Source organism: Streptomyces rishiriensis (assembly GCF_030815485.1).
Classification (GTDB): Bacteria; Actinomycetota; Actinomycetes; order Streptomycetales; family Streptomycetaceae; genus Streptomyces; species Streptomyces rishiriensis_A.
Window position 1 is genome coordinate 6,295,806 of record NZ_JAUSWV010000002.1, and the last position, 25,649, is coordinate 6,321,454.

22 protein-coding genes are annotated in these 25,649 nt (G+C 70.1%); 14 read left to right on the forward strand and 8 right to left on the reverse strand.

Annotated features, from left to right (window positions below; genetic code table 11):
- Window positions 1-61: 61 nt before the first annotated feature.
- The 4 genes from QF030_RS30540 (at window position 62) to QF030_RS30555 (ending at window position 6,459) form a co-directional block, all read left to right on the forward strand.
- A complete protein-coding gene (locus tag QF030_RS30540; protein ID WP_307165787.1) occupies window positions 62-2,437 on the forward strand; it encodes an ATP-binding cassette domain-containing protein in 2,376 nt (791 codons plus the stop codon).
- 164 nt (window positions 2,438-2,601) lie between these two features.
- Window positions 2,602-3,489, forward strand: a complete 888-nt coding sequence (locus tag QF030_RS30545; RefSeq protein WP_307165788.1) for a FadR/GntR family transcriptional regulator — start codon at window positions 2,602-2,604, stop codon at window positions 3,487-3,489.
- Window positions 3,490-3,916: 427 nt separating this feature from the next.
- Window positions 3,917-5,458: an RNA polymerase sigma factor gene (locus QF030_RS30550; RefSeq protein ID WP_307165789.1), complete on the forward strand. Its 1,542-nt coding sequence runs from the start codon at window positions 3,917-3,919 to the stop codon at window positions 5,456-5,458.
- A 134-nt stretch (window positions 5,459-5,592) separates the two neighbouring features.
- Window positions 5,593-6,459 carry a serine protease gene (locus QF030_RS30555; protein ID WP_307165790.1) on the forward strand — a complete coding sequence of 289 codons (867 nt, stop codon included), beginning with the start codon at window positions 5,593-5,595 and terminating at the stop codon, window positions 6,457-6,459.
- A 120-nt stretch (window positions 6,460-6,579) separates the two neighbouring features.
- On the opposite strand, the gene QF030_RS30560 is transcribed toward QF030_RS30555, so the two are convergent.
- A complete protein-coding gene (locus QF030_RS30560; protein ID WP_307165791.1) occupies window positions 6,580-6,810 on the reverse strand; it encodes a DUF7455 domain-containing protein in 231 nt (76 codons plus the stop codon).
- A gap of 445 nt (window positions 6,811-7,255) precedes the next feature.
- On the opposite strand from QF030_RS30560, the gene QF030_RS30565 reads away from it, so the two are divergent.
- The 6 genes from QF030_RS30565 to QF030_RS30590 all read left to right on the forward strand — a co-directional run bounded on the left by QF030_RS30565 (window position 7,256) and on the right by QF030_RS30590 (window position 14,248).
- Window positions 7,256-9,376, forward strand: a complete 2,121-nt coding sequence (locus QF030_RS30565; RefSeq protein ID WP_307165792.1) for a DNA gyrase/topoisomerase IV subunit B — start codon at window positions 7,256-7,258, stop codon at window positions 9,374-9,376.
- A gap of 277 nt (window positions 9,377-9,653) precedes the next feature.
- A complete protein-coding gene (locus QF030_RS30570; protein ID WP_307165793.1) occupies window positions 9,654-10,178 on the forward strand; it encodes a DUF1453 domain-containing protein in 525 nt (174 codons plus the stop codon).
- On the forward strand, window positions 10,175-11,326 hold the full coding sequence (locus tag QF030_RS30575; protein WP_307165794.1) for a sensor histidine kinase: 1,152 nt from the start codon (window positions 10,175-10,177) through the stop codon (window positions 11,324-11,326). The genes QF030_RS30570 and QF030_RS30575 overlap by 4 nt, the downstream gene beginning before the upstream one ends.
- Complete coding sequence (locus QF030_RS30580; RefSeq protein WP_307165795.1) at window positions 11,323-12,006, forward strand: response regulator transcription factor; 684 nt, start codon at window positions 11,323-11,325, stop codon at window positions 12,004-12,006. The genes QF030_RS30575 and QF030_RS30580 overlap by 4 nt, the downstream gene beginning before the upstream one ends.
- Before the next feature lie 80 nt (window positions 12,007-12,086).
- On the forward strand, window positions 12,087-12,659 hold the full coding sequence (locus tag QF030_RS30585; RefSeq protein ID WP_307165796.1) for a DUF485 domain-containing protein: 573 nt from the start codon (window positions 12,087-12,089) through the stop codon (window positions 12,657-12,659).
- On the forward strand, window positions 12,656-14,248 hold the full coding sequence (locus QF030_RS30590) for a solute symporter family protein (protein WP_307165797.1): 1,593 nt from the start codon (window positions 12,656-12,658) through the stop codon (window positions 14,246-14,248). Before QF030_RS30585 ends, QF030_RS30590 begins: the two co-directional genes overlap by 4 nt.
- Window positions 14,249-14,294: 46 nt before the next feature.
- Here the strand turns inward: QF030_RS30590 and QF030_RS30595 are convergent, their stop codons facing one another.
- On the reverse strand, window positions 14,295-14,987 hold the full coding sequence (locus QF030_RS30595; RefSeq protein WP_307165798.1) for a response regulator: 693 nt from the start codon (window positions 14,985-14,987) through the stop codon (window positions 14,295-14,297).
- A 161-nt stretch (window positions 14,988-15,148) separates the two neighbouring features.
- On the opposite strand from QF030_RS30595, the gene QF030_RS30600 reads away from it, so the two are divergent.
- The 3 genes from QF030_RS30600 to QF030_RS30610 all read left to right on the forward strand — a co-directional run bounded on the left by QF030_RS30600 (window position 15,149) and on the right by QF030_RS30610 (window position 18,006).
- Entirely contained in the window at window positions 15,149-15,964 is an 816-nt protein-coding gene (locus tag QF030_RS30600) for an ABC transporter ATP-binding protein (protein WP_307165799.1), read from the forward strand.
- Window positions 15,954-16,817 (forward strand): ABC transporter permease, encoded by an 864-nt coding sequence (locus QF030_RS30605; RefSeq protein ID WP_307165800.1) that lies wholly within the window; start codon window positions 15,954-15,956, stop codon window positions 16,815-16,817. Before QF030_RS30600 ends, QF030_RS30605 begins: the two co-directional genes overlap by 11 nt.
- Before the next feature lie 127 nt (window positions 16,818-16,944).
- Window positions 16,945-18,006, forward strand: coding sequence for an ABC transporter substrate-binding protein (locus QF030_RS30610; RefSeq protein ID WP_307165801.1), 1,062 nt, complete (start codon window positions 16,945-16,947; stop codon window positions 18,004-18,006).
- Window positions 18,007-18,083: 77 nt separating this feature from the next.
- On the opposite strand, the gene QF030_RS30615 is transcribed toward QF030_RS30610, so the two are convergent.
- From QF030_RS30615 to QF030_RS30630, 4 genes are all read right to left on the reverse strand, one after another.
- Window positions 18,084-18,764: a response regulator gene (locus tag QF030_RS30615; protein ID WP_307165802.1), complete on the reverse strand. Its 681-nt coding sequence runs from the start codon at window positions 18,762-18,764 to the stop codon at window positions 18,084-18,086.
- Window positions 18,761-20,431 (reverse strand): ATP-binding protein, encoded by a 1,671-nt coding sequence (locus tag QF030_RS30620; RefSeq protein ID WP_307165803.1) that lies wholly within the window; start codon window positions 20,429-20,431, stop codon window positions 18,761-18,763. The genes QF030_RS30615 and QF030_RS30620 overlap by 4 nt, the downstream gene beginning before the upstream one ends.
- 130 nt (window positions 20,432-20,561) lie before the next feature.
- On the reverse strand, window positions 20,562-21,503 hold the full coding sequence (locus tag QF030_RS30625) for a sucrase ferredoxin (protein WP_307165804.1): 942 nt from the start codon (window positions 21,501-21,503) through the stop codon (window positions 20,562-20,564).
- Window positions 21,504-21,699: 196 nt separating this feature from the next.
- On the reverse strand, window positions 21,700-22,962 hold the full coding sequence (locus QF030_RS30630; RefSeq protein ID WP_307165805.1) for a citrate synthase: 1,263 nt from the start codon (window positions 22,960-22,962) through the stop codon (window positions 21,700-21,702).
- Between the two features lie 99 nt (window positions 22,963-23,061).
- Between QF030_RS30630 and QF030_RS30635 the strand changes: the two genes are divergently transcribed.
- The gene (locus tag QF030_RS30635) at window positions 23,062-24,231 is read left to right on the forward strand and encodes a citrate synthase/methylcitrate synthase (RefSeq protein WP_307165806.1); all 1,170 of its coding nucleotides are present in this window, start codon (window positions 23,062-23,064) and stop codon (window positions 24,229-24,231) included.
- A gap of 71 nt (window positions 24,232-24,302) precedes the next feature.
- On the opposite strand, the gene QF030_RS30640 is transcribed toward QF030_RS30635, so the two are convergent.
- Entirely contained in the window at window positions 24,303-24,542 is a 240-nt protein-coding gene (locus QF030_RS30640) for a hypothetical protein (protein ID WP_230194432.1), read from the reverse strand.
- A gap of 264 nt (window positions 24,543-24,806) precedes the next feature.
- The gene (locus QF030_RS30645; RefSeq protein ID WP_307165807.1) at window positions 24,807-25,364 is read right to left on the reverse strand and encodes a DUF6082 family protein; all 558 of its coding nucleotides are present in this window, start codon (window positions 25,362-25,364) and stop codon (window positions 24,807-24,809) included.
- Window positions 25,365-25,649: the final 285 nt, after the last annotated feature.

The window sequence follows — 25,649 nt, forward strand, 5'->3', positions numbered from 1 at the left end:
CCGCACGGCGTCACCGTGCGGTGAACGGAAAAAAGGGATATAACGCGCTATCTTGCTACGGGTGATCCAGGCCTTCGGACTGACCAGTAATTCCCGCAAGGCGCTTCCGCCCGCCGTCGACGACGTCTCCTTCGAGGCGCGCGCGGGCCGCGTCACCGTGCTGCTCGGAGCGCCGGGCGCGGGCAAGACCACGGTGTTGAGACTCATGCTCGGACTTCAACAGGGCCGCGGGCTCGCCTACTTCCGCGGCCGTCCGCTGCACCGCATCGCCCATCCCTCGCGTGAGGTCGGCGTCCTCCTCGGCGATGTGCCGGGCCACCCCGCCCGCACGGTCCGGGGCCACCTGCGCATGCTGTGCGCGGCCGCCGGAGTCCCGGCGCGGCGCGCCGACGAAGTGCTCGAGGTGGTCGGTCTGGTCAGCCTCCGCGACGAACGCCTCGGCACCCTGTCCCGCGGCATGGACCGGCGCCTGGGCCTGGCCTGCGCTCTCCTGGCGGATCCGCACACCCTCGTCCTCGACGATCCCGCCGACGGGCTCTCCGGGCGCGAGAGCCGCTGGCTGTACGGCATGCTGCGTGCCCACGCGGACCAGGGCGGCACCGTCCTGACGACCACGACCGACCCCAAGGAGGCCGCGCGCACCGCCGACCGGGTCGTCACTCTGGACCGGGGCGCCGTGGTCGCCGACCAGGAGGCAGCCGACTTCGCCCGCACCCGGCTGAGGCCCCGGGTGGCCGTCCGCAGCCCGCACGCCACCCGCCTGGCCGCCCTGCTGACCAGGGAGGCCCGAGCCGGGCAACGCTCCGTCGAGGTGGTGCAGGAGGACGGCAACCGGCTCTCCGTGTACGGCAGCAGCTGCGCCCATGTCGGCGAGACGGCGTTCCGGCACGACATCCTGGTCCACCAACTCGCCGACGAAACCGGCGACATGGGGCCCGGAGCGGGAGCGGAGGCACGGCAGCGGGCGCACGCCGCGGCAGAGCCGGGCCCGGGCCCCACGAGGCGAGCGGGTCAGGAACCCGCGGGCGGAGAACCGCCCACTGTCGCTTCCTCCGAACCGGGCTCGGAACGCGCGGACCTGCCGGAAGGGGCATGCGCGGACCTGTCGGAAGGGGCATGCGCGGACCTGTCGGAAGGGGCATGCGCGGACCTGTCGGAAGGGGCATGCGCGGACCTGTCGGAAGGGGCACGTGCGGCGAGCGAATCCCCGTACACGGGCGCCGTGGACGCGCCGGGCGGCCCCGGTGATGAGCTGTCGCCGTCCCCAGCGCCGTACCGGCCGGTCGAGGCGGCGCCTCGCGACGGCATGCCGACTTGCGGCGGCGACTCCCCGGTCGCTCTCATGGCACCGGCCGCCGCCGCCCGGGCCGCGGACACCGCGGATGCACCGGCCTCCCCGACTGCTTCCGCGGGGCACTCCGCTGCTCCTGAATGGCGCCCTGTCAGTGGAGCGGCCGCCTCCGCAAGCGCGATCGTCGAGGCACCTCGGCAGCCCCTGGAAGCCGATACCGCCGACGCCACCGGCCGCGCCACCTCTGACGCCCACCGCGCCGCCGCCCGTCCCCCGGCCGCCTCTGTCATGTCCTCGCCCCAGCACGCCATCCGCCCTTTCGCGTCCCGTGGGGTCGACACCCTGTCCGCCCTGCCGCCTCCCATCTCCGTGCGCTCGGCCCCCAGCCCCCTGCGCCCCCTCCGCTACGAACTCCGTCGCGCCACCGGCATCGGTACCGGGTTCACCACCGGCGCGGTCGTGCTGGTCGTCTCCGCTCTCACCGCCGTACTCCTGGCCGGCGCGGGCCATACCGCACAGGCGCGGTTGCTGGCCGCGTGGCCCACGGAACTCCCGTTGCCACCCGCGGCGCTCGGTGCGGGCCTGCTCGGCGCGCTGGCCTTCGGAGACGAATTCCGCCACCCCGCCCTGGCCGCGGACCGCGGAACCGTGCCCCGCAGACTGGGCGTACTCACCGCCAAACTCCTCGTCGCCGCTCTCACCGCACTCATGCTGGCCTTTCTCACGGTGGGCTGCGACGCCGAAGCGCTCTACCTCGTCTACGGACGGGAGGTCGCACAGGTTCCCGCGGACTGGCTTCCACTCGGCGCGGGTTGGGTCGGCCTGGTGATCGGCTGCGCCTGGACCGGCGTGCTGGCCGCCGGCGTCTTCCGATCCACCACGGCCGGGCTGGCGGCGGTGGTCGCCATGCCCGTCGCCGTGCTGCCCGTCGTACAGAAGACCGTGGAGAGCATGTCCGTGCGGTCGGCGGCGGGGTTCTCGGTGCGGTTGCGCGAGCTGGTCCTGGTGCAGTGGCCCTTCGGCGGAGAGCGCTATGTGGCCGCCGCGGCACGCGTGATCGCCCAACCCGTGGGCGGGGCAATGGCGTTGTCGCTGACGGCTCTGCTGTGCGCGTACCTGCTCGTGACCCTGCGTAGCAGAGTCTGACGACCATCTCTGGGCCGATCCGATCCCGGTGTGTGCGCAACTCCCCGAATAAAGCCCATTTCTTTCCGATAAGGCGTCAATTGCGACGGGGTGAGCGATCACCCTTTCGTGTGCTTTTCACCAAAGACCTCAAGGGAGTTGGGAGCAGCGCCGACAAAGGATCCGTGAGTATCCTTGCGCACACCATGATGACCGCCGCCCGCTCCACCGACTCCGGTCTGGCCGGCCCGGGCGAACTCGACCGCTATCCCTTCGGCGAGCCCCCTGTGGCCGAACGCGTCGGAGCCCCCGTATGGGACTCCGCGGAACCCGAGCTGGGCCGCGTGGGCCGTCGCGCCGCGGGCAGCCGCGGACGCGGACTGCACGGCCAACTCGTCCAGCAGCTCGGTCAGATGATCGTCTCGGGCGACCTGGGCGCCGACCGACCGCTGGTACCCGAGGAGATCGGTCAGCGGTTCGAGGTGTCCCGCACCGTCGTCCGCGAGTCGCTGCGTGTCCTCGAGGCGAAGGGCCTGGTCAGTGCCCGGCCGAACGTCGGCACGCGTGTGCGTCCCGTGAGTGACTGGAACCTTCTCGACCCGGACATCATCGAGTGGCGGGCGTTCGGTCCCCAGCGCGATGATCAGCGGCGTGAGCTGAACGAGCTGCGCTGGACGATCGAGCCGCTTGCCGCGCGCCTCGCCGCAGGGCACGGTCGCGCCGACATCCAGCAGCGAATGTCCGACATGGTCGAGATCATGGCGCACGCCATGGGGCAGGGTGACGCTCTCACCTACTCCCGGGCCGACGCCGAGTTCCACTCGCTGCTCATCCAGGTCGCCGGCAATCGCATGCTGGAACACCTTTCCGGGATCGTGTCGTCCGCCCTGCAGGTCTCCGGCGGCCCGGCCACGGGCTGTGACCGGCCGAACGACGCGTCGCTGGGGCACCACGGCCGGATCGTCGACGCCCTCGCGGCGGGCGACGCCACCGCCGCCGAGACGGCCATGCGACAGTTGCTCATCGTTCATCCCGAGGTGGAGCGCGTCGTGCCGGCGCCGCGCGAACACTGACCGCACCCGCGCGGGGGACGGTCGGGGGGCCTCCCCCTCCCGCGTCGTCCTCGGCCGCCGCTCCACCTGCCACTCCCGTCGGACCCCGCAGAACCCGCCCCGGGGCCTGCGGGGTCCGACGGTCGATGTGGCGGCACCGGTCCAGGCGGCACCGGTAGGCTTCCGGGTGACCTCATCTGTCCGCGTCTGACCGTTTTTGAAAGCTTACGTGGTGTGACTCGGGCCACGAAGATTGGGCGTAACGCTTGTGGAAACAACGCGATGACCTAAGAGGTGACCGCCGCGGAGGGAATACGAACGCCGTTCAAGGCGCTGTGAATCCTCCCGGCCCCCGCCCGCACCGTCGGCCCATCCCCAGGCCGGTGGTCGGCTCCTGTCCTCACGGACGGGGCCGGAAGCCGTTTTCCAACGTTCCGAGAGGTTGTTCGTGTCGGCCAGCACATCCCGTACGCTCCCGCCTGAGATCGCCGAGTCCGTCTCTGTCATGGCGCTCATTGAGCGGGGAAAGGCTGAGGGGCAGATCGCCGGCGACGATGTGCGTCGGGCCTTCGAAGCTGACCAGATTCCGGCCACTCAGTGGAAGAACGTACTGCGCAGCCTCAACCAGATCCTCGAGGAAGAGGGTGTGACGCTGATGGTCAGTGCCGCGGAGCCCAAGCGCACCCGAAAGAGCGTCGCAGCGAAGAGTCCGGCCAAGCGCACCGCCACCAAGACGGTCGCGGCGAAGGCGGTGACCACGAGGAAGGCCACCGCCACGGCCGCCCCGGCCACCGAGGCCGCTCCCGCTGTGGACGATTCCGCAGACGAAGCCGCCCCCGCCAAGAAGGCGGCTGCCAAGAAGACGACCGCCAAGAAGGCGGTCGCGAAGAAGACCGTCGCCAAGAAGACGGCGGCCAAGAAGACGACCGCGGGCAAGGACGATGCCGAGGTCGCTGAGGACGAGGTCCTCGAGGACGTCAAGCCCGGCGAAGAGGAGGAGGAGGGGACCGAGAACAAGGGTTTCGTCCTCTCCGACGACGACGAGGACGACGCGCCCGCCCAGCAGGTCGCCGTGGCCGGTGCCACCGCCGACCCGGTGAAGGACTACCTCAAGCAGATCGGCAAGGTCCCGCTGCTCAACGCCGAGCAGGAGGTCGAGCTCGCCAAGCGCATCGAGGCCGGTCTGTTCGCCGAGGACAAGCTGGCCAACGCCGACAAGCTCGCCCCGAAGCTCAAGCGCGAGCTGGAGATCATCGCCGAGGACGGCCGACGCGCCAAGAACCACCTCCTGGAGGCCAACCTCCGTCTGGTGGTCTCCCTGGCCAAGCGTTACACCGGCCGCGGCATGCTCTTCCTGGACCTCATCCAGGAGGGCAACCTCGGTCTGATCCGCGCGGTCGAGAAGTTCGACTACACCAAGGGCTACAAGTTCTCCACGTATGCCACCTGGTGGATCCGTCAGGCGATCACCCGCGCCATGGCCGACCAGGCCCGCACCATCCGTATTCCGGTGCACATGGTCGAGGTCATCAACAAGCTCGCGCGCGTGCAGCGTCAGATGCTTCAGGACCTGGGCCGCGAGCCCACCCCGGAGGAGCTGGCCAAGGAACTCGACATGACCCCCGAGAAGGTCATCGAGGTCCAGAAGTACGGCCGCGAGCCCATCTCGCTGCACACCCCGCTGGGTGAGGACGGTGACAGCGAGTTCGGTGACCTCATCGAGGACTCCGAGGCCGTGGTCCCGGCCGACGCGGTCAGCTTCACGCTCCTCCAGGAGCAGTTGCACTCCGTCCTCGACACCCTGTCCGAGCGCGAGGCGGGCGTCGTCTCCATGCGGTTCGGTCTCACCGACGGTCAGCCGAAGACCCTCGACGAGATCGGCAAGGTGTACGGCGTGACGCGCGAGCGCATCCGTCAGATCGAGTCCAAGACCATGTCCAAGCTGCGCCACCCGTCCCGTTCGCAGGTGCTGCGCGACTACCTCGACTAGGTCGTAGCAGTACGAAGCCGAAGGCCCGGTCTCCCGTGAGGGAGCCGGGCCTTCGGCTTGGACGCGCGGGTGCGGGGCGGCGCGCGCTGGATCACTCTGGGTGTTCACCGATCACTCCAGAGTGAGGAGCGCGCATGCGACGTCCCTTTGTCCGGGCCCTGTCCCGGCCGTTGATCCTGGCGGCCGCGGCGGTGGCCATACCCTTGGGCTCCGCCGCACCGGCAGCCTCCGACGGTGTGGTCGTGGGCGGCTTCCCGGTCGATGTCTCCCAGAGCCCGTGGGCGGTCGCGCTGTCCAGTCGTGACCGGTTCGGAGGTATGCGCTCCGGGCAGTTCTGCGGCGGCGTGGCCGTCGGCCCGTCCACCGTACTCACCGCGGCCCACTGCATGGGCGAGGACGTCCTGGGAGCGCCGCCGGGGGAGCTGGCCGACCTGAAGGTCGTCGCGGGCCGTACGGACCTGTACAGGGACACCGGTCAGGAGGTCACCGTGCGTAGCGTCTGGGTCAATCCCGGCTACGACAGCGGCAGCAACGCCGGGGACTTCGCCGTGCTCACCCTTGCCCAGCCCCTTCCGGCGGCGGCGGTCATCGGCATGGCCGCCGAAGGCGATCCGGCGTACCAGGCCGGCACGGAGGCCGTCGTCTACGGGTGGGGTGACAGCACCGGCTTCGGTGCGTACGCGCACAGTCTGCGAGCGGCTCGTGTCCATGTGCTGTCCGACGCGTCCTGCGAGCGGGCCTATCCGGGCACCTCCGACGGCACCTACGACGCGCGGAGCATGGTGTGCGCCGGAGAGGCGCGGGGCGGCCGCGACGCCTGTCAGGGAGACAGCGGGGGGCCACTGGTCGCGCGGGGCCGGCTCATCGGACTCGTGTCATGGGGCAGTGGTTGTGGTCGGCCGGGAAGTCCGGGCGTCTACACGCGGGTCTCCGACGCCGTGAGGACGCTCGGCTGGACCCGGGCGCTCGGAAGCCCGGCGACACCCTCTGAGAGCGGCTGAGCGAGTCCTGCCGCTCGGGGCCGAGCTGCGGGTCACGAGAGCGGGCGGCCGCCCCTGGGAGAAGGGGCGGCCGCCCGTATACCGGCCTGTGCCGGTCTTGGCTCGTCGTGGACGCGCAGATCAGCGCTCTTCTTCCGGGGTGGAGGCCGGAACGGTCGTCAGCCGCTCTGTCTCGTCCTGTATCTCAGCGGCGATCTTCTTGAGTTCCGGCTCGAACTTGCGGCCGTGGTGGGCGCAGAAGAGCAGTTCTCCACCGCTGAGCAGGACGACGCGTACGTACGCCTGGGCGCCGCAGCGGTCGCAGCGGTCAGCGGCCGTCATCGGGCTCGCGGGGGTCAGAACAGTAGTCACGTCGCCTCTTCTCTAGCTCGACGAGCTGTCGTACCAGGGTCAACATCCAACCAGGCCCAAAACGTTCCCGCTCGTGGCTTCTCCTCGAAAAAATCTTTTCCGAGGTGGCCGTCTGCTGCCGGTTTGGCGGCGAATGTGCCGTATTGCGTGGTCTGTGGTGCTTACGGTTTCGCGCTGTCGGTCATGGTGCGATCCTCCCGGCTGGGTTGCCGTTTGTTCATGAGGACGTGCCCGGAGCCTAAATGGTTCATGCCCCGAAGGGAACGTGATATGTACTTCACTCCATCGAGGGATCGAACACGTATGCGACGCTGGACTAGTCTCAGTTGCGGGCAAGGGTGGCGTTACAACGGCTCTACCAGGCCTCGGTACCCTCTTGGCGGCAACCCAAGCCGCGCCCTTACCCAGAAGGGCCTCAAGTGAAATTCAGCGAGGAGCGAACCGCGTGACCGCCGAAACGTCCGTGCCGTCCACAGCGCTGCTGGCAGGAGCAGACCGGGACGGTTCCAATTACACCGCGCGGCACCTGCTCGTCCTCGAGGGACTCGAGGCCGTGCGGAAGCGCCCGGGGATGTACATCGGCTCGACCGACAGCCGTGGCCTGATGCACTGCCTGTGGGAAATCATCGACAACTCCGTCGACGAGGCCCTGGGGGGTTACTGCGACTACATCGAGGTGATCCTCCACGACGACGCCTCGGTCGAGGTCCGTGACAACGGCCGTGGCATCCCGGTCGACGTGGAGCCGAAGACAGGGCTGTCCGGTGTCGAGGTCGTCATGACCAAGCTGCACGCCGGCGGCAAGTTCGGCGGCGGCTCCTACGCCGCCTCCGGCGGTCTGCACGGCGTCGGCGCCTCCGTCGTCAACGCCCTGTCCGCCCGTCTCGACGTCGAGGTGGACCGAAGCGGGCACACGCACGCGATCAGCTTCCGGCGTGGAGTTCCCGGCGCCTTCGCAGGCAACGGCCCCGACTCCAAGTTCGAGCCGGGCGGCCTGCGGAAGATCAAGAGGGTCGCCAAGAACCGGACCGGCACGCGGGTGAGGTACTGGGCCGACCGCCAGATCTTTTTGAAAGACGCCAAGCTCTCCCTGGAGAACCTCCACCAGCGCGCCCGCCAGACCGCCTTCCTGGTGCCCGGCCTGACCATCGTCGTCCGCGACGAGTACGGCCTCGGCGAGGGCGGCAGCAAGGGCGAGGAGTCCTTCCGCTTCGACGGCGGCATCAGCGAGTTCTGCGAGTACCTGGCCACCGACAAGCCCGTCTGCGACGTCCTCCGCTTCACCGGACAGGGCACCTTCAAGGAGACCGTCCCCGTCCTGGACGAGCACGGGCAGATGACTCCCACGGAGGTCACCCGTGAACTCGGCGTCGACGTGGCGCTGCGCTGGGGCACCGGTTACGACGCGAACCTCAAGTCCTTCGTCAACATCATCGCCACGCCCAAGGGCGGCACTCACGTCGCCGGCTTCGAGCAGGCGGTCGCCAAGACGATGAACGAGGTGCTGCGCGCCAAGAAGCTGCTGCGCGTGGCCGAGGACGACATCGTGAAGGACGACGCCCTCGAGGGCCTGACCGCCGTCGTCACGGTGCGTCTCGCGGAGCCCCAGTTCGAGGGCCAGACCAAGGAGGTCCTCGGTACCTCGGCGGCCCGGCGCATCGTGAACACGGTGATCTCCAGGGAGCTCAAGGCGTTCCTGACCTCCGCCAAGCGCGATGCCGCAGCTCAGGCGCGGGTCGTCATGGAGAAGGCGGTCGCAGCGGCGCGGACGCGGATCGCGGCCCGGCAGCACAAGGACGCCCAGCGCCGCAAGACGGCTCTGGAGTCCTCGTCCCTGCCCGCCAAGCTCGCCGACTGCCGCAGCGACGACGTCGAGCGCAGCGAGCTGTTCATCGTCGAGGGGGACTCCGCGCTCGGTACGGCCAAGCTCGCCCGGAACTCCGAGTTCCAGGCGCTCCTGCCGATCCGGGGCAAGATCCTCAACGTCCAGAAGTCGTCCGTCACCGACATGCTCAAGAACGCCGAGTGCGGCGCGATCATCCAGGTCATAGGAGCGGGCTCCGGGCGCACCTTCGACATCGACGCGGCGCGCTACGGCAAGATCATCATGATGACCGACGCCGATGTGGACGGCTCCCACATCCGGACGCTGCTCCTGACGCTGTTCCACCGCTACATGCGGCCCATGGTCGAGGCGGGGCGGGTGTTCGCCGCTGTCCCGCCGCTGCACCGCATCGAGCTCGTCCAGCCCAAGAAGGGCCAGGACAAGTACGTGTACACGTACTCGGACCGTGAGCTGCGCGACAAGCTGATGGCGTTCCAGAGCAAGGGCGTCCGGTACAAGGACTCCATCCAGCGTTACAAGGGTCTCGGTGAGATGGACGCCGACCAGCTGGCCGAGACGACGATGGACCCGCGCCACCGCACCCTGCGGCGCATCAACCTCTCCGACCTGGACGCTGCCGAGCAGGTGTTCGATCTGCTCATGGGTAATGACGTGGCGCCGCGCAAGGAGTTCATCTCCAGCTCGGCGGCGACGCTGGACCGGTCCCGTATCGACGCGTAACCGGGGCGCTCTGTCCGGCCCTGGCCGGGTCCCGTACCCCCCGGCCGGGTCCCGGATCCACCCGGCCGGTTGCCGGGACATCCGGCCGGGGCCGTACAGGCCCGGCCGGGCAGGTCGGCGGAGGGTTCGTTCTCCACCCGCGGGTGGAGAACCCGGCTTCCGGAGATCCACCCATGATCCACCCCCGCTCCGATCTGCGGATCAGCCCGATTCCGTAGCGTCGAAGGCGTCGGCAGCGCTCGCTGCCGGCCTCCCCTTCCCGCTCACGGAGGCTGTGATGTCCGGGCTCGTCGACGCACTGTTGATCGCGGCCGTGGCCGCACTCGTGATCGTGCGGCAGTTCCGCGCAGGCCGCGTCGACACGGACCGGCGCTGGTGGCTCCTTCCGGGAATCCTGGCCGTCCTGGCGCTGCGCGAACCCGATCTGCTCGACGGTCGTCACCACGCCGAGGCGGCCCTGGTGCTCGGCGCCGAACTGATCGTCGCTCTGGCCATGGGAGCCGCCTGGGCCTGGACCACCCGCATCTGGGTGGAGCCGGACGGCGCGGTATGGAGCAAGGGCACCAGAGCGAGCGTGGCCGTATGGGGAGTCGGCATCGCTTTGAGAGCCGGCTTCTTCGGAGTCGGCGCACTGCTGGGCCTCCGCCAGGACAGTGCGGCCCTGCTGCTGGGGCTCGCAGTGACCTTGCTGGTCCGTTCCGGGATCCTTGTCCGGCGCGCGCAGTTCCTGGACCGGACGGTCGTGCACTCCGCGGCGTACGGTGACCAGGCGCCCCGGTCCCCGTGGAAGGAACGCGTGTGACGGAGAACGCCTGGACACGCTGGCCCTCACGGGAGGCTCTGGGCCCCAGAGGGATCTCGCGCCCCAGGCGGCTGCTGGCCTGGGCAGTAAGGCTGCTGGTCGGGGGCGCGCTCGGATGGAGCGCCTTCCACGACAGCCGCATCCAGGGGTGGGTCGCGGTCGCCGGGGTCGGCGGCGTTCTCGTGGCAGGCGGCCTGGCGTGGGCTCTCTTCCGGACCACGCTCGCACACCGGCTGTGGCCGTCCCTGGCGCTTCTCCTGATGCTGCTGGGACTGGCGGCCGGGGCCGAGGCCGCGGACTTCCGCTCCCCGGCCGCGGTCCTGTGGTGTGGCTGTGCCGTCGTGGCACTGGAGCGACTGCCTCTCGGGGCGGCGCTGCCGGTGGCTTCGGCCGGGTTCGCCGCCTTCGCCGTCGTCAACGACGATTCGCTGGCGACGTCGGCCGTCGCCAGCGCGGGCATGGCTCTCGCCGGATACGCCCTGCGTCTGGACGCCGAAGCCAGAGCCACCGCACAGCGACTGCTCACCCAGGAGCGGGCGGCGCGCGTGGCCGAGACCGAGTCGGCCGCTCTCGCCGAGCGGGCCCGCATCGCCCGGGAGATTCATGATGTCCTGGCCCACAGCCTCTCGGCGCAGCTCGTGCACCTGGAGGCGGCCCGGCTGCTGATCGAGCGGGGCGCGGACCGCGAGCAGATTCTCGGCCGCGTGGTCGCGGCACGGGAGATGGCCCGCGACGGTCTCGAGGAGACCAGGCAGTCGCTCTGCGCGCTGCGCGGCGAGCTGACACCGCTGGAGGACTTTCTGGCCGACCTCGTCCGCATGTCCGACGGCGCCGAGGTCAAGGTGGGAGGGGAACGCAGACCGCTGCCGGCCGAGGCCTCGCAGGCCGTGCGGCGGGTCGCTCAGGAAGCTTTGACGAACGCTCGTAAACACGCGCCGGGCGCCAAGGTCCGTGTACGGCTGGACTACGGCCGGCAGGAAGTGACCCTGGACGTGCGGGACTCGGGTGGTGCGCCGGGCGAACTGGCCGAGGCTGGAGGCGGGTACGGTCTGCTGGGTATGCGGGAGCGCGCCGAACTGCTGGGTGGGTCGCTCGTCGCCGGGGCGGACGAGGAAGGGTTCGTGGTGACGCTGAAGGTGCCGGTATGACGAAGGAGGCGGAGCGGAAGCCCGCCAGGGTCGTGGTCGCGGACGATCAGACGGTCGTCCGGGAAGGCATCGTCATGCTGCTCGGGCTGCTGCCGGGCGTCGAGGTCGTGGGCTCGGCCGGGGACGGGGAAGAGGCTGTGCGGCTCGTCGCCGAACTGGCTCCCGACGTCGTGCTGATGGACCTGCGCATGCCTCGCTGTGACGGAGTGGAAGCGACCCGGCGTATCCGATCCGGGCATCCCGGAACGCAGGTCGTGGTCCTCACGACCTACGCGGACGACGAATCCCTCTTCCCGGCGCTGAAGGCGGGCGCACGGGGGTATCTCACGAAGGACGCGGGCGGGGAGGAGATCGTACGGGCCGTGCACAGCGTGCTGTCCGGGGACGCGGGACTGTCGCCGAGTGTCCAGCGAAGGCTGCTTGAGCGCCTGTCGGCGCCGGAACCGGAGCCGGTCGCGCCCGCTGTCGTCCCCGACGGGCTCACATCCCGCGAGGCGGAGGTGCTCGTGCTGATCGCCGAGGGACTCAGCAACCAGGAGATCGCCCGCAGGCTGAGCGTGTCCACCGCGACGGTGAAGACCCACATCAACAACATGTTCTCCAAGACGGGGCTCAAGGACCGGGCCCAGGCGGTGCGTTACGCGTACGGGAAGGGGCTGGTCCGGCCGCCTGCGGGGTGAACGGCGGGTTGGTCACCTGATGGGGTGAAGTGTTCGGGGAACAATAGTCGGGGATCTTCCCGTTCTGTCCATCCTTGGGCATGCAGTCAAGCAACGGTCGTGCCCGCGCCGACGGGGACGGTTCCGAGAGCGGCGCCCCCACGCCACACGTGCACGAACCTCATCAAGGACAGGGCCAGGCGTACGCCGAGGCGCCAGGCGATGTGCGCTACGAGGACCCGTGGTACGACGCGCTCGCCTCGGGCTGGGGCGAGTCGGCCATCATGAGCACTCCCGCCGACGTCCCCGCGGCACGTCGGCGGAAGACCGGCACCGGTGCGGCGGCTCAGATCTATCTCGAGGTGCAGCACAGCGCGGCCTTTCAGGAGGTGCGCAGCCGGTACCGCCGATTCGTGGTGCCCGCCGCCGTCGGTTTCTTCATCTGGTACGTGGCCTACGTGGTGACCGCGACGACCGCGCCCGGACTCATGGCGCGGCCGGTGGCGGGCGCGGTGAACGTGGCCCTGCTCGCCGGGCTGGGGCAGTTCGTCAGCACGTTCCTGCTCACCTGGGCCTATGCCCGGCACGCACGGCTGCGCCGGGACCGCGCCGCGCTCGAACTGCGCTGGGACACGCAGGAATTGACTCGGGGAGCAGAAGGCGGTGCGTCGTGACCGGCAACCATCAGACGCTGGCGTTGTTGTTGTTCAGCGCCTTCGTCGCGGTCACGTTGGGGATCACGACCTGGGTGAGCCGCAACCGGCACGGTTCGGAGGAGGAGTTCTACGTCGGAGGCCGGCTGTTCTCCCCGATGGAGAATGGTTTTGCCATCGCGGGGGACTACATGTCGGCCGCCTCCTTCCTGGGTGTCACCGGACTCATCGCGCTGTTCGGGTACGACGGGTTGCTGTATGTGGTCGGCTTCCTCGTGGCCTGGCTGGTGGTGCTCTTCCTCGTGGCCGAACTGGTGCGCAACTGCGGACGGTTCACGCTTGCCGACGTGGTCGCCGCGCGGATGAGCGAGCGGCCGGTGCGGATCGCGGCGGGAACCTCCTCGGTCACCGTGTCCGTTCTCTACCTGGTGGCGCAGATGGTGGGCGCCGGCAGCCTGGTCGCGCTGCTCCTCGGGAACACCGGCGAGGCGGCCCAGTCCTGGGCCGTCATCGGCGTCGGCGCGCTGATGGTGATCTACGTGTCCTTCGGGGGGATGCGGGCGACCACATGGATCCAGATCGTCAAGGCGGTTCTGCTGCTGGCCGGCACCATCGCGCTCACCGTGCTCGTCCTGGTGCGCTTCCACGGTGACTTCGACCAGTTGCTGCGCACGGCGGCCGAGCGCAGCGGGCACGGCGACGCGTTCCTGGCGCCCGGACTGAAGTACGGCGGGGACTGGACCGCGCGCTTCGACTTCATGAGCCTGGGGCTCGCGCTGGTGTTGGGCACGGCGGGACTGCCCCACATCCTGTCCCGCTTCTACACGGTGCCGACCGCCCAGGCCGCCCGTCGTTCCGTCGTCTGGTCGATCGGGCTGATCGGCGGCTTCTACCTGATGACGATCGTCCTCGGCTTCGGGGCGGCCGCGATCGTCGGCCCGGAGGCGGTGCGCGGGTCGAACGCGGCCGGGAACACGGCGGTTCCTCTTCTGGCACTCGACCTCGGCGGCGGCGCCGACTCCACCGGTGGAGCGGTGCTGTTCGCGGTGGTGGGAGCCATCGCCTTCGCCACGATCCTGGCGGTCGTCGCCGGGATCACGCTCGCCTCCTCGGCCTCGGTGGCGCACGACCTGTATGCCTCCCTGCGCCGCCGGCAGGCGAAACCCCGCAGCGAGGTCGCGGTGGCGCGGGTGGCCGCCGTGGGGGTGGGTGTGGTCGCGATCGCACTCGGACTGCTGGCCCGCGATCTCAACGTCGCCTTCCTGGTCGGGCTCGCCTTCGCCGTCGCGGCGTCCGCGAACCTGCCCGTTCTGATGTACTCGCTGTTCTGGCGGGGGTTCACCACGCGGGGCGCCGTGTGGGCGGTGTACGGCGGGCTGGTGCCGGCCCTGGTGCTCGTCGTGTTGTCGCCGGTGGTGTCCGGCAGCCCCGACTCGCTCTTCCCCGGCGTGGACTTCCAGTACTTCCCGCTACAGAACCCCGGGCTGGTCTCGATTCCGCTGGGCTTCCTGGCGGGCTGGCTCGGTACGGTCACCTCGGCCGAGGTGGCGGACGAGGCCAAGCACGCGGAGACAGAGGTGCGGTCGCTGACCGGGGCGGGAGCCGCGTAGCGGGCGACTTCTCATCGCCGCCCGGCGTCGGGCCACCGGCCCACGGCTACGGCGCCACCCAGGCGTAGCGGTGCTCCGGGCGGCCCGTGTCGCCGTACTTGAGCGAGAGATGCAGGCGTCCGGCCTGTTCCAGGTGGCGGAGATAACGCTGGGCGGTGGAGCGACTCAGACCGGTCCGGGCGGCGACCTCGTGGGCCGACAGGGGCTGTTTCGCGCGGTGCAGAACGTCGCAGATCAGGTCCGTGGTCGGTTCCGAGTGGCCACTCGGCAGGCCGGGGGAGGACGGCGCGGGTCCGGTGCGCAGGGCGCCGAAGATCCGGTCGACCTGCTCCTGGCCGGCGATGCCGTGCCCACCGACCCGGTCCACCGTGCGGCGCAGGGCGGCGTACGAGTCGAGACGGGTGCGCAGGGCGGCGAAGGTGAACGGTTTGACCAGGTAGTGCAGGGCGCCCAGGCGCATCGCGGTCCGCACCGTCGTGACGTCACCGGCCGCCGTGATCATGATGACGTCGGTGCCATGGCCCTGTTCGCGCAGGTGGTGGATGAGTTGGAGACCGGTCTGGTCGGGCAGGTAGTGGTCGAGCAGCACCAGGTCGATGGGTCCGCGCTCGATGGCTCCCAGCGCCTGGGCGGCACTGTGCGCGCGGGCGGCCACCCGGAAGCCGGGAACCTTTCCCACGTACTTGGCGTTGATCTCGGCGACACGGAAGTCGTCGTCCACCACCAGGACGTCAATCATCGGGCCTCTCTCCGTCAAGGCCAGGCGGGCGGTGAGCCCGTGTTTCGGCTTCGCAGTTCTAGCGCGAGCAAAACGAGCACAACAGGCTACTGCAAGCAAAAGAAGCGCATGCGCCCACAAGGCTGATGCCGTCTCCCGGGTCGCCTCTACCGTCCCCGGCCATGAGCGCACACACCAGCCCCGCCATCGAGCTGCGGGGCGCGAGCAAGGTCTTCAGGACCCCCTCGGGGGCCCCGCACACCGCCGTGCGGGAACTCGACCTCACTGTCGGGCGTGGCGAGTTCGTGGCCGTCGTCGGCCCGACCGGCTGCGGCAAGTCGACCACGCTGACCCTGGTCAGCGGCCTGGAAGAGCCCACCCAGGGCGAGGTGATGGTCGCGGGGCGGCCCGTGCGTGGCGTCGGCGACAAGGTCGGCTTCGTGTTCCAGCAGGACGCCACCTTCCCCTGGCGCACGGTCCTGTCCAACGTCATGGCCGGCCCCCGCTTTCGCGGTGTGCCCAAGGCGGAGGCGAAGCGGAAGGCGCGCGAGTGGCTGGCCCGGGTCGGGCTCACCGCCTTCGAGGACCGCTACCCGCACCAGCTCTCCGGCGGGCAGCGCAAGCGCGTGGCCCTCGCCGCGACCTTTGTGAACGACCCCGAGATCCTCCTCATGGACGAGCCGTTCTCGGCACTCGACGTTCAGACCAGGGCCCTGATGTCGGACGAGCTTCTCGAGCTGTGGGAGGGCACGGGCACGTCCGTCGTCTTCGTCACCCACGACCTGGAGGAGTCCATCGCGCTCGCCGACAAGGTCGTCGTGATGACCGCCGGGCCCGCCACCGTGAAGCAGGTGTACGACATCGACCTGCCGAGGCCGCGCAAGGTCGAGCAGGTGCGTCTGGAGCCGCGGTTCATCGAGATCTACCGCGAGATCTGGGAGTCCCTCGGCGAAGAGGTCCGCATCACCCGCGAGAGAGGTGCCGCCCGTGTCGCCTGAGGTTCTCAGCACGCCCGTCGTCGACACGGCCAAGGCGCCCGACCGCGCACACTCCCGTGCGCGTGCCGCCCGCAGACGCAAGGCCGTCGTGACGGCGTCCCGTGTGCTGCTCCTGGTCGCCGTACTCGCCCTGTGGGAGGCACTCTCCCGGGCCGAGGTGATCGATCCCTTCAACTTCTCGATGCCCACGAAGATCTGGGACCAGATCCACACCTGGGTGACGCACGGAACCGCGCTCGGCTCTCTGGGCGAGCAGATCTGGTACACGCTCTACGAGGCGCTGCTCGGCTGGATCATCGGTGTGGTCGCCGGTGTCGTGTGCGGTATCGCACTGGGGCGGATCACCTTCCTCGCCGACATCCTTGGTCCGTACATCAAGGTGCTCAACTCCATACCCAGGATCGTGCTGGCGCCGATCTTCGTGATCTGGTTCGGCCTCGGCCCCGCCTCCAAGGTCGCCTCGGCCGTCGTCCTGGTGTTCTTCCCGGTCTTCTTCAACGCCTTCCAGGGCGCCCGCGAGGTGGACCGCAATCTCGTCGCCAACGCCCGCATCCTCGGCGCGAGCGACCGCAGGGTGACGCTCCAGGTGGTCGTCCCGTCCGCCACCTCCTGGATCTTCACCAGCCTCCACGTGAGCTTCGGCTTCGCTCTGATCGGCGCCATCGTCGGCGAGTACATCGGCGCGACGAAGGGCATCGGGCTGCTCGTCGCGCAGTCCCAGGGAACGTTCAACGCGGCGGGCGTGTACGCCGCGATGGTCATCCTCGCCGTCGTCGCACTGGTCGCGGAGGGGCTGCTGACCTTCGCCGAGCGGCGCATCTTCCGGTGGAAGCCCTCGGGCTCCGACAGCTGACCCCTCGTTGAACGATCCCCCGATGAGCCGTCCCCGCGAAAGGGCTCTCAGGGCCCCGTCGACCGTTCTCCCGCCTTCCGCTCGCTCTGTCCTCCGCATCGCCCTCTCACAAGGACGTGAACCCGCCATGCGCACAACCGTCAGATACACGGCCCTGGCCGCCGCCGGCCTGCTCGCCCTCTCCTCGCTCACCGCCTGTGCCGACGACGCGGCGAGCACCGCGTCCACGGGCTCCGGTGGCAAGGGGGACGGCAAGGGCACCAAGGTCAAGATCATGGTCGGTGGCCTGGACAAGGTCATCTACCTGCCCGCCATGCTCACCCAGCGCCTGGGCTACTTCGACGCCCAGGGGCTCGAGGTGGAGATGCTGAGCGAACCGGCCGGTGTCCAGGCCGAGACGGCACTCGTCTCCGGTCAGGTGCAGGGGGCCGTCGGCTTCTACGACCACACCCTCGACCTTCAGGTGAAGGGCAAGGAGGTGGAGTCCGTCGTGCAGTTCTCGCACGCGCCCGGTGAGGTGGAGATCGTCTCCACCGAGTCAGCGGACGACATCGCCTCGCCCAAGGACTTCAAAGGCAAGAAGCTCGGCGTCACGGGCCTCGGCTCTTCGACCGACTTCCTCACCAAATACCTCGCGGTCAAGAACGGCGTGAAGGTCAGCGAGTTCACCCCGGTCGCGGTGGGAGCGGGGCCGACCTTCATCGCCGCGCTCCAGCAGGGCGCCATCGACGGCGGTATGACGACCGACCCGACCGTGGCGACGATCCTGGACAAGAAGGCCGGCAAGGTCCTGCTGGACATGCGCACGCCCCAGGGCTCCGAGGACGCGCTCGGCGGGCCGTATCCCTCGTCAAGCCTGTACATGCAGACGGACTGGGTCAATGGTCACAAGGACACCGTCCAGAAGCTGGCCAATGCATTCGTCAAGACGCTCAAGTGGATGTCCACCCACAGCGCGGCCGAGATCGCGGAGAAGATGCCGACGGACTACTCGCAGGGGAACAAGCTGCTGTACGCGGTGGCCATCAAGAACACGCTGCCGATGTTCACCAAGGACGGCGTGATGCCCAAGAACGGCCCCGAGACGGTCGAGAAGGTCCTCAAGGCCTTCAATCCCAACATCCAGAACGCCGACGTGGACCTGAGCAAGACCTACACGACCGAGTTCGTCGAGAAGGCGGTGGGCTGACGGTCGAGCAGGCGGCGGGCCGGGACCCGTGTCCCAGAAGGGGCACGGTCCTTCCCCCGCCCCCGAGGACCGTGCCTTCAGGCGCGGGTCGCCCACACATAACGGTGTTCCGGGCGGCCCGCGTCGCCGTACTTCAGGGTCAGCCGGGCCCGCCCCGTGCGCTCCAGGAGCTTCAGGTAGCGCTGGGCGGTCTGGCGGCTCACCCCGGTCAGGTCGGCGATCTCCTGGGCCGACAGGGGCCCATCGGCGTTCATCAGGGACCGGCGTACGAGTTCCGCGGTGGTGGGGGAGTGTCCCTTGGGCAGGCCGGGCTCCGAGGAGGCGGAAAGCGCGCCGAAGATGCGGTCGACGTCGGCCTGCTCGGCCTCTCCGCCGCCGTCCAGCGTGCGGCGCAGCTCGGCGTACGCCTCCAGCTTGGCGCGCAGCCCCGCGAAGGCGAACGGTTTCACCAGGTACTGAAGGGCGCCCTGGCGCATCGCCGCCTGCACCGTCGTGACGTCCCGTGCGGCCGTCACCATGATCACGTCGGTCTGGTGACCGCGCCGGCGCATCTCCTGGACGACCTCGAGACCCGTCTCGTCGGGCAGGTAATGGTCCAGCAGGACGAGGTCCAGGTGGGGCAGCAACTCCAGCTGACGCAGTGCGTCGGCCGCGGTGTGGGCCTCGCCGGCGACGTGGAAGCCCGGCACCTTCTCGACGTAGGCGGCGTTGACCTGGGCGACCCTGGTGTCGTCGTCCACGACCAGGACCTCGATCATCGCGACTCCTCCTCGGCAGTGCTCTGCGCCGGTGCGGCGAGGGCGGGTTCCAGGTCGGGTTCGGTGAGCGCCTCGGGCAGGACAACGGTGAACTCGGCTCCTCCACCGGTCGCTTCGTCCACCGTGGCGTGGCCGCCCTGCCGCTCGGCGAGCCTGCGCACCAGGGAGAGCCCGATGCCGCGCTTGCCGTGCGCCGGCGGCTTCTTCGTGGACCAGCCCTCGGTGAAGATCAACTCGCGCTGCTCGGCCGGGATGCCAGGGCCCGTGTCCCGTACCCGCAGCACCGCGGTACGGCCCTCCGCGCGCAGTTCGACCTCCACGCGCGCGTGCGGCTTGCCCGCCACTGCGTCGAGCGCGTTGTCCACGAGGTTGCCGACGACGGTGACCAGTCCGCGCGGGTCGATCAGGCGGTCGGGCAGCCGGGTGAGGTCGGAGACCCACAGCGCGACACCGCGCTCGGCCGCGACGGTCGCCTTGCCGACCAGCAGGGCGGCGAGCAGCGGATCCTCGATCTTCTCGGTCACCTGCTCCGCCGTCGCCCGGTGATCGCCGACCACCTCCCCGACGAAATCCACCGCGTCGTCGTACATCTCCAGTTCGAGCAACCCCAGCAGCGTGTGCATCCGGTTGGCGTGCTCGTGGTCCTGGGCGCGCAGCGCGTCGATGAGGCCGTGCGTCGAATCGAGTTCGCGCCCGAGCTGCTCCAGCTCGGTGCGGTCGCGCAGGGTGGCCACGGCTCCGCCGTCGTCGGTGGGCATGCGGTTGACGACCAGGACGCGCTGTCCGCGGACGGCGATCAGGTCCGTGCCGGTCACCCGGCCCGCCAGGACGTCGGCCGTGCGTCCCCCGCCGAGCGCGTCGTCGGGAGAAGATCCGACCACCTCCTCCCCGATACCGAGGAGGCGCTGCGCCTCGTCGTTGAGCAGGCGGACGCGGCCGACGCGGTCCAGGGCGACGACGCCCTCCCGGATGCCGTGCAGCATCGCCTCCCGTTCGGCGAGCAGCGCCGAGATGTCCGAGAAGGCCAGGTCGCGGGTCTGTCGCTGGACCCGCCGGGAGATCAGCCAGGCGGCCAGGGCGCCCACGGCGAGGGCGCCGCCCGCGTAGGCGAAGAGCCCGGGGATCGCGTGGATCAGGCGGGCGCGCACGCTGTCGTACTCGATGCCGACCGAGACCGCGCCGATGATCCTGTCGTCACCGTCGCGCAGAGGCACCTTGCCGCGGGCCGAGCGGCCCAGGGTGCCGCTGTCGATCTCCATGACGTCCTCGCCCGCCAGGGCCTGGCTCGGGTCCGTCGACACATGGCCACCCACCTGCCGGGGGTCGGCGTGCGACCAGCGGGTGCCGTGGAGGTCCATCACCACGACGTACTCCGCGCCGCTGGCCCTGCGGATCCGCTCGGCCTCCCGCTGCACCGGCCCGTCGACCGACGGCCGCGTGCTCCGGAGATCCTCGGCGATCTGCGGCACGGCCGCGGTGGTCTGCGCGATGGCGAGGGCACGGCGCATCGCCTGGTCGTCCAGCTGATCGCTGAGCGGAGCGAGGAACAGCCCGGTCGCGAGCACCACGACTCCCGCGGCGATCGTCAACTGCATGAGCAGGACCTGCGAGAACATGCGTCGCGGCATTCCGAGGCGCAGGCGGCGGGCGGGGGGACTGGGGCTCATACCCAAGACGGTACGTGGGTGGACCGGCACAGCCGTAGGGGTGGGTGGTGTGGATCTCTTGATCGACTCAAGAGGAAACGATTCGGCCGTGGCCCGCGCGAGGGGCTGCCGGATCATCTACGGAAGTGCGTCACCCCACCAGGGCCGTTCCTGCCAGCTCGCGTACCGCCACCACGTCCATCCGCGCAGGTGAACCGAGGACCGAGGCGCCGCAGCTTTCCTGCCGGGGCGGCTGCGAAGCGGCCTGGGTGACGACGACCTGCCAGCGGCGCCCGTCCAGGTGCGCGACGGTCACCTCCCAGCGCGGTGCGCCGCCCGTGGTCCGGACGACGGTGAGCGCATCCGCCGCGTCCTCGCCGGTCGCCGAGCGCACCGCCAGCTCCGCCGCCTGGCCCGTCCGCTCCCAGGCCGAACGTCCGCGGCACCCCGCCATGACGATCCGCCCCTCCTGGACGCCGTGCAGGACCTCCTTGACGGTGTGGGCCTCCGCGCGACCGTACGCGTACCCGTACGGCAGGACGAGCAGGGTGGGGGAGAAGCGATGACCCCCCAGATGGGTGACCTCCCACGCGCCCCGTACCCCCGAGGCGGCGAGCTCCGCGGCCAGCGGACGGCCGAGGAGCGCGCAGCAGCGGTCACGCTTGCCGTTGGTGCAGACGAGGGCGAGCGGGTCGCCCGTGTGGGGCCCGCCGCGCAGTGCGGTGTCGAAGGTGCGGTGGTCGCCCCTGCCGAGTGCGTCGAAGTCGAGGTCCAGCAGGTGCCGCGGGTCGTGGGTGGTGGCGCTGCGCAGCCATACGTTTCCCGGCACGGTGTGGGCCGCGTACACCTGCCGCAGGGGTGGCGCGCCGAAGTCCGCGTGGCGCCCGGGACGGCGGATGAGCGCGATGCGCACGCCCGTGTCCCGCGCGGCGGCACCCAGGGCACGGCCCAGGGCCGGGTCCAGGTGGCTCGAGACCAGCGCTTCGGCACCCCAGGGGCCGGGCTGTTCCAGGAGGAGCCAGGTCGTTGCCGTGGCCGCGGTTCCGGAAATGGGCTCGTCGAGGTCCCGCGAGACGGTCGCGCACGTACTCACAGAGGTGAGCCTAACCTGACTTGTTGGAGCGCGACTCCGGCCGGGTCATGTGCTCGGCCGTGCGGGTACCGGGAACGCGTGCCGCGGGGGTCGGGATGCCCCGGCGTCGCCGCTGGGCGGAGCCGTACCGGTCGCGCGGGAGAGGCGGCACCCCGAGCGGTGACGCAGACCCGCGCGCGACGGCCTCCGCGGCTTCCTAGTGCGGCTTCGGCAGCGGCTGGGGTGGCTTCGGCCCCACGTAGTGTCCGCTCGGGCGCATCCGCAGAGGGCGTTCGCCGTACTCCTCCAGGGCATGGGCGATCCAGCCCGCCGTCCGGGCGACGGCGAAGATCGTCTCGCTGGCCGAGGACTCCATGCCGCTGGAGGCGGTCAGGACGGCGAGCGCCAGGTCCACGTTGGCGTGCAGTGGCGTGTGGCGGGCGGTCGTGGCCACGATGTCCCGGGCCGCGGCGAGCGCCGGCCCGGCAGCGGGGATCTCCTCCAGAAGAGCGAACAGGGCACGCGCGCGGGGGTCCTCGCCGGAGTAGAGCCGGTGCCCGAGGCCCGGGATGCGGCGGCCCGCGCGCAACTCCTCGGCGATCACCGGGGCCGCACTGCCGATGTCGAGCACGTCGAGCAGCAGGCGGTGGGCCAGCCCGCCGGCCGCGCCGTGCAGCGGTCCCTCGATGACTCCGAGGCCGGCGGAGACGGCCGCGTAGGCGTGCGCGCGGGCCGATGCGGCGACGCGCACCGCGAGCGTCGAGGCGGCCAGGTCGTGGTCGGCGAGCAGGCCGAGCGCCGTGTCGAGGACGCGCAGCTGCGCCTCCTCCGCGAGGCGTCCGCTGAGCCGGCCCCACAGGCGCCGGGCCAGCGGGCCTTCGTCACCGTGCAGGGGCTGTTTCGGGGGCAGCGCGGCGACGAGGGTGGGAATCAGGATGCGGGCGGTGCCGAGCACGGCGTCCTCGGTCAGGTCGAACCGCAACGGGTCCGCAGCCGCGGCGGCGACGGCGGCGACCCGCAACCGGTCGGTCGGACCCGTGTGCTCGGGCAGCGCCTCGACGACGAGGCGGGCGGCCTCGACGGACTCGTCGGGCGCGGTGAAGGTGACGCCGGGCCGCAACCGGCCGGTCCACAGCCACTCCGCGATCTCTTCGTAGGAGTGCCGGGAGGCCAGTTCGACCGCGTCGACGCCCCGGAAGTAGTAGTGGTCCTGGTCGATCAAGGTGACGCGGGTGCGCACGGACAGTTCCGCTCCGTAGCCCGGACTCCCGCTGCTGTCCCGCCTGTTGCGCCGTGCGAGCGCCTCGACCTCTCCGGCGTCGAAGGTGCTGCCCCGGCCCGCGGGCGTACGCCGGCTGCTCAGCTGGCCGCGACTGACGTACGCGTACACGGTCTCGGGTTTCACACCGAGCAGTTCGGCGGCCTCCTTGGTGCTCAGCCGTCGTTCGGGGTGGCCGGAGCCGGGTTCCTGATCGCGCATGGGGGTCACCGTATCCACAAGACGCATAGGTTGATTAAGTCAATATTGACAGGGGCTGAGTCAAGGATGGACAGTCGGATCAAGTTCAAGGAGGAATTCATGTCCGTCAATCCGTCAGCAGCCCCATCCGAAGACGTGCCGCGGGGACTCGCGGGCGTCGTCGTCGCCGACACGGAGGTCGGCGACGTCCGAGGACGTGAGGGCTTCTACCACTACCGCCAGTACTCCGCGGTGGACCTCGCGCGCACCCGCCGCTTCGAGGACGTCTGGCACCTCCTGGTCCACGGCGCGCTGCCGGACGCACGGCGGAGCGCGGCCTTCGCCGCCGAGACCGCCGCACTGCGGGGCCTGCCCGAGGAGGTGGCCGTCGCCTTGCCCGCACTGGCGGCGGCGGCCGGTGCGGACGCGAATCCGCTGGCCGGGATGCGGACGGCGTTGTCGCTGCTGGGCACGGCGAAGGGTTTCCGGCCGGTGTACGACGTCGACACGGACCGGCGCCGTGCGGACACGGTCGTCGCGGCCGCGGCCGTACCCACCCTGCTCACCGCGCTGTACCGGCTGGGACGCGGACTCGACCCCGTCGAGCCGCGCGAGGATCTGCCGTACGCGGCCAACTACCTCTACATGGTGACCGGCGTCGAGCCCGATCCGGAGCGGGCCCGCGCGATCGAGCAGTACCTGATCTCCACCATTGATCACGGCTTCAACGCATCGACCTTCACGGCGAGGGTCATCGCCTCGACCGGGGCGGACGTGGCAGCGTGCCTCGTGGGGGCGGTGGGGGCGCTGTCGGGGCCGCTGCACGGGGGCGCGCCCAGCCGGGCCCTGGACACCCTGGACGCGATCGGCACTGTGGACCGCATCGACCCCTGGATCCGCGAGCGTGTCCTCGCCGGTGAGCGCATCATGGGCTTCGGCCACGCCGTCTACCGGACGGAGGACCCGCGTTCACGCATGCTCCGCGGGATCGCCCGGCGATTCGGAGGCCCGCGGGTCGAGTTCGCCGTCGAGGTGGAGCGGTGCGTCGAGGCGATCCTCGCCGAACTGAAGCCCGGCCGTGAGCTGCACACGAACGTGGAGTTCTACGCGGGCGTGGTCATGGAGCTCTGCGGGCTGCCCCGCGAGATGTTCACCCCGACCTTCGCGGCGGCGCGGGTGGTGGGCTGGAGCGCCAACATCCTGGAGCAGGCGCAGGACTCGAAGATCATCCGCCCGGTCGCGCGGTATGTGGGGCCGGGTGCGCCGGTCGAGGTACCGGCGGTGGCCTGAAAGCGCCCTGACGGCACCCGTGTGCGAGGGGGGCCCGGCACATCCCGGCCGAGCCCCCCTCGCGAAGGAGCCTAAAGGTCCGGAATATCGGCCTTGGCGCGAATCAGAGTTTCGCGAGTGATGACGACAATTCTCTCGTGGTCACCGCGTGAGGCATCGGAGGGAAGATCCGGGTCCAGTGAATCCGTGGCATCCGTGCCGATCACGGCGAAATTACCATCGGCAAGTTCGAAAATATCGGGGCAATTCGCTCCGCTCACGCTTCCCCGAGCGCGCGGAGATGCACCGATCCGACGGATGATCTGACTCACTGTTGCTTCCTTGGGTCCGTTGATTTGCGCACGACGACTGCGCGGTGCAAGACGGGCCCTGTGGGGTCGCTCGTCATCCGGCGGCGTAGGCGACGATCTGTGGGGTCCTCTACGCGATCAAGCGCGAGTCAACTCCCTGACGCCCCGCCTAACTCCCCACTTGACCTTTTCGTAATGGGCCGAGGGTGTGATTCCGCAGGAGGGGGTGCGAGCTCCGGAGTGTGAGCCCTCGGCTGCCGCAGTGAGCCGAGGGCCGGTGGGAGTTCACTGGCTCGGCGGCTCGCCCACCACCCACCATTCGTCGGCGTCGGACTCCTCGAGTTGCGTCAGGAGTTCGTCCACCATACGGCCGAGTTCCGCTTCGTCAGAACCGTCGGCGATGGTCGCCCGCTGGTGTCTCGTCGCGTACCAGTACTCCCGTACCACGGGGTTCTGGAGAATGCCTCGAATGTATCCGAAGAACTCCTCACGGGAGATGTTGCCTATCCGGTAATAAAACAGCGCGTTCGTGTAGAGCGCGTTGGCGTAGAGGTACTGGCGCCGCTGCTTGGTGGACACGGGCGCCTCGAAGAGGTCCAGCACTTCCGCCAGTTCCGGGTCGTCGATGGCTTTGCTCAGCAATTCCCAGTGGAGGCGCTGCTGGTTGGCCAGATTGGTGTGCTGCTGGGAGTGGGCGGTCCGTTCCAGGTGTTCCAGCCGTACCCGCAGTGTTCCCAGCGCATGGCGCTGGGCCGCCATGGTGACGAGGGCGCCCGCGGCCATGCCGGCCGCCGCCGTGGCGACGGCACCGAGTCCGCGTACCCCAAACCTTTGTGTGGCCATGTCAAAAACCCCCGATCGAGCGGCCGTGCGCCGGTCGTCGGGGTGCGGGTGGACGTGACGGGGACCGGCGAGCGGTGGGCGGCGCTTGCCATCTCCCAGAGTGCCGAGCGGCTCTGATCGGCGGGGGAGGCGGAGGGGAGGCGCACGGAGGGAAGCGAGGGTCGCACGCCAGGGCGCCTTGCCCAACGTCTGCCCCGATCAGCCTGCTAACAATCGTTCACTTCGCGGTGATTACCACGGCTCGTATCCTGGGGCGGCATTCAATCCTCGTACGCGCGCCGGGGC